The sequence below is a fragment of the Ruminococcus sp. CAG:379 genome, assembly GCF_000434255.1.
Taxonomy (GTDB): domain Bacteria; phylum Bacillota; class Clostridia; order Oscillospirales; family Ruminococcaceae; genus Ruminococcus_F; species Ruminococcus_F champanellensis.
The window spans coordinates 3,799-7,023 of the sequence record NZ_FR894909.1; the positions used below are offsets into that span (position 1 = coordinate 3,799).

The 3,225-nt window shown below is 57.1% G+C and carries 8 protein-coding genes; all 8 read right to left on the bottom strand.

The annotated features are described in order from the left end of the window. The coding region (locus QVO51_RS07515) for a transcription termination/antitermination NusG family protein (protein WP_288168002.1) at window positions 1–427 on the bottom strand (427 nt) is incomplete at its 3' end. Then, window positions 424–966 carry a phage protein Gp27 family protein gene (locus tag QVO51_RS07520; RefSeq protein WP_015558757.1) on the bottom strand — a complete coding sequence of 181 codons (543 nt, stop codon included), beginning with the start codon at window positions 964–966 and terminating at the stop codon, window positions 424–426. The genes QVO51_RS07515 and QVO51_RS07520, both read right to left, overlap by 4 nt. Window positions 967–969: 3 nt before the next feature. Continuing rightward, a complete protein-coding gene (locus QVO51_RS07525; RefSeq protein ID WP_022357888.1) occupies window positions 970–1,299 on the bottom strand; it encodes a hypothetical protein in 330 nt (109 codons plus the stop codon). A 1-nt stretch (window position 1,300) separates the two neighbouring features. Further along, window positions 1,301–1,534 carry a hypothetical protein gene (locus QVO51_RS07530; protein ID WP_022357889.1) on the bottom strand — a complete coding sequence of 78 codons (234 nt, stop codon included), beginning with the start codon at window positions 1,532–1,534 and terminating at the stop codon, window positions 1,301–1,303. A 95-nt stretch (window positions 1,535–1,629) separates the two neighbouring features. Then, complete coding sequence (locus tag QVO51_RS07535) at window positions 1,630–1,947, bottom strand: Mor transcription activator family protein (RefSeq protein WP_022357890.1); 318 nt, start codon at window positions 1,945–1,947, stop codon at window positions 1,630–1,632. Between the two features lie 25 nt (window positions 1,948–1,972). Further along, on the bottom strand, window positions 1,973–2,137 hold the full coding sequence (locus tag QVO51_RS07540) for a hypothetical protein (RefSeq protein WP_022357891.1): 165 nt from the start codon (window positions 2,135–2,137) through the stop codon (window positions 1,973–1,975). Between the two features lie 4 nt (window positions 2,138–2,141). After that, window positions 2,142–2,642: a regulatory protein GemA gene (locus QVO51_RS07545; protein WP_022357892.1), complete on the bottom strand. Its 501-nt coding sequence runs from the start codon at window positions 2,640–2,642 to the stop codon at window positions 2,142–2,144. Between the two features lie 95 nt (window positions 2,643–2,737). Next, entirely contained in the window at window positions 2,738–2,926 is a 189-nt protein-coding gene (locus QVO51_RS07550; RefSeq protein ID WP_022357894.1) for a hypothetical protein, read from the bottom strand. Between the last annotated feature and the right edge of the window lie 299 nt (window positions 2,927–3,225).

Below are 3,225 nucleotides of genomic sequence, written 5' to 3' on the forward strand. Positions count from 1 at the left end.
GGATCGTTGCCCGCCGCTGCCGTGGATTGTGTTCCACTCGCCCGGCGTAGCTGCAGATCAGCCCGGACACACACTGCATGCTGCCGTCCGGCCGGATCCGGACCTCGGATGGGGCGATGGGCTTGCCACCATTGTGCAGCAATCGGATGTATTCTGCTTCGTGTTCCGGCAGCGGCTCCGGGGCGCCGTGCCCCAGGAACCGAATGATTCCCACACAGGGCATGATCCGGTGATAGTCGGCGTCCGTCAGCTCCAGATCATCCAGGAACACATACCCCGGGAATACCGGGTATTCCGCCTCCCACCAGGTGCCGCCCCTGCGGTGCAGTGCGATCCGCCTTGGGGCATAGGATCGGTAGCCCAGTCGCTCCAGGTCACGAACCGCATAGTCATCCTGGCCGGGTTTGGTCTGCAGCACGTACATCATGGTGATTTCTCCTTCTTTTCGTCCAGAAACGCCCGCAGCTGCTTGTACAGCTCCGGTCGCTCCGTTGCCATGGCGTCAAACAATGCACCGGCAAACTGGTCAGCCCCGTTCTCCAGCAGTTCCTTGCTGCGCACATCCACCTGTTTCTTGTATGCCACCGCCCGGGTCAGGGCAACGGCAGATTTGATCAGTTCATCAAAATTCTTGGCCTGCCGCTGCTCCTCCGGCATGCCGTTGATGGCGTCCAGCAGCTGGTGGCTGATCAGGCGCAGGATACCGTCCGTAGGATCCAGATTGGGGTACTTGGCGGTCTCCTCCATGATGCCACGGAAATTCTCCTGCGCCATCCGCAGGGCTTCGGTGGTCTCAGCAAACCGTGCCGCATACCGGCAGACCGCGGACTGGGACACCTGGGTGCCGTTGGATGCCAGGTAGTCCACGATATCCTTGTATGTGAAATTCGCTCGCAGCATCTCCTTGACGGTTTCCTGAATCTGCGGCTCCAGCTGGTCAATGATGGCGTGTCGGCGATTGGCCATGACCTACACCTCCACGCATGCATCCTGCTTGCAGCCCGCCAGCAACCGGATGCCGTCAGCGGTCAGCTTTGCCTCGATTTCCTCCCACCGGGTATCCGATAGGGAAGCAGGCTGCTGAGATACCACATGCCGCAGCTTGATGTAGCCGCACTCGGTCAGGTAGTTGACACTGTCCACGATCTCCCCGTGCTCCATGTCCGGCAGGGCATATTCGATCTCACGCAGTTTCTTGTAATCATACCGCAGGATATTGATGGTACGCAGCACCCTGCCATTGTTAGCCACGAAATTGCCGGCTGCAATCCGTCGGCGGATCTGTTCTTTTTCGTCCATGCTATTTACCTCCCCGGATCTCCAGCAGAATGTCCATGATCCGGTCCAGCTTCCGGCGGGTATCCGCCTGCTCCCGGAAAAAATCCTCCTTGGTGATGTAGTCCTCCTTGACCTTGGCGATGTCCTCCCTGCACTTATCCAGCTCCGTGATAGTCCTGCGCAGGAAGAATGTCAGCGCCCCCACTGCCAGGCTGATCACGCCCTCGACAATTGCCACGATTACGTTGATGTCCATGATCTATCCTCCAAACAAAAATGGTATAGCTCGATCTCTCTGATCAAACTATACCATTTTAATTATGCAATGTAAAACAACCGATATTGCCGGGTTTATCCCTGTTTAAACAGGGGCAGCTGGTCATCCGTGGGTTCGTTTTCGATCCGCTGCTTTTCACCGCGCACGATCTTATGGACGGTGTTGTCCGCCAGATCATATTTAATCGCCAGCGCATGGGCATTGCAGCCATTGTATTCGCGGCGGATCCTGCGATCCCGTTCGTCCTTTAGGATAGACGCTATTTTGGCAATGTAGATGGAGCTGCCGCCATAGGTCTGGGCAAGCGTTCTGTACGCATCTATCCCAATGCACTCTGCTATCTCCCGCTGTTCACCCTCCAGATCCGTCATTTCAATGTCGTTGTGATCCATGCGCTGCCTCCCATCTACACGTTGATCATTTCTTTTGCTTCTCCAGCTCCGCCAGCCGTTCCGCAGCCTGCCGGATGACGGCACAGCCATGTACACCACAGCTGTGCTCATATCCACACCCCAGGCAAGCCAGGCTGCCGGTCTGTACCATCAGACGCCGGAGGGCCTTGATCAGCTCCTGATCTGTCATATATTCACCCCTTTCTGTCTCGCTTCAGCTTCTTGACCTCCGCCGAATATTCCAGCCGCTTCAGGGACTCAATCAACTGTGACCCCTGTTCCTGGGTGAAAAACCGGAACGGGTTTTTCGCCATCATGTTTGGACGTTGCCCCACGAAGCGTTCAGCCGCACCTGCCAGCCGATCTGCAGGCGGAACTTCGGATGGATCCGACTCGCACACACTGTAGATCAGCCGCCAGCATTTATTGATCTGTGATGGGGTCATCTGCCCCGGCGGGTATACGCTGGGATCCGGAGCAGGCTTGCGCCTGTTGGCATCCGGAGGTGCACTCCGTTTGTCCAGCTCCCGGATCACCTCCCGGGCTTCTGCGGCGGTCAGCTGCCGGATGCTGTCCTTGCCGGTGACGGCATACACCAGGGCGTGCAGGTCGTCTCCATCGCCCTTGGTGGACATGCCCAGATCCCGGGCTGCGGCGTAGATCCTGGATATCTGGCTAGTTGATATCGTCGTCATCGCTGTTACCTCCGATCAATACAGCCATGATCAGGGCGCCGGTGATGCCGCCCAGGATCAGACCAATCAGGAATAGTGCCATTCTGCATCCCTCCTTATCTCGTGCCCTGTTTGTACGATGCACAGGGTCGGAAGATCCGGGCGTTCAACCCCCTGTCTGTGATGTGCTGTACTGCCGCCTGTTCAGCCAGAAAAACCAGATAGACGATTGCGCCGCCTTCTCGCTGGGCGGCAAGATACCTACCGGTGATCCGGTTCTTGATGCGCCAAATGCGGTAGATCATGTGTCGTCCTCCTCGTCAGCTGCGCTGCCGGCTCTCCGGATCACCACTTCATAGTGCTCCCCGGAAGCGTCTGTGAATGAGACGGTGGCCTCCTCCAGCCCACACGTTTGCAAAATAGCTATGCTCGTACTGCAGAATGTTGCCATTGCTTCTTCGTTGCTTTTAAAATCCACCATACTCTGATTCTCCCTTCATTTTTTTGCCCGGTGCCAGCGCTCCAGCACAGCATCCGTATTCCTCATCGCTGCCCGCCAGCACCCTTTGACCAATGCTGCACCCGGCGATCATAACGCAGTCAG

Bases quoted from the DNA above. Each gene is read 5' to 3' on its own strand.
- QVO51_RS07545 (WP_022357892.1), bottom strand. From the start codon at position 2,642: ATGACGACGATATCAACTAGCCAGATATCCAGGATCTACGCCGCAGCC.
- QVO51_RS07535 (WP_022357890.1), bottom strand. From the start codon at position 1,947: ATGGATCACAACGACATTGAAATGACGGATCTGGAGGGTGAACAGCGG.
- QVO51_RS07525 (WP_022357888.1), bottom strand. From the start codon at position 1,299: ATGGACGAAAAAGAACAGATCCGCCGACGGATTGCAGCCGGCAATTTC.
- QVO51_RS07520 (WP_015558757.1), bottom strand. From the start codon at position 966: ATGGCCAATCGCCGACACGCCATCATTGACCAGCTGGAGCCGCAGATT.
- QVO51_RS07550 (WP_022357894.1), bottom strand. From the start codon at position 2,926: ATGATCTACCGCATTTGGCGCATCAAGAACCGGATCACCGGTAGGTAT.
- QVO51_RS07530 (WP_022357889.1), bottom strand. From the start codon at position 1,534: ATGGACATCAACGTAATCGTGGCAATTGTCGAGGGCGTGATCAGCCTG.
- QVO51_RS07540 (WP_022357891.1), bottom strand. From the start codon at position 2,137: ATGACAGATCAGGAGCTGATCAAGGCCCTCCGGCGTCTGATGGTACAG.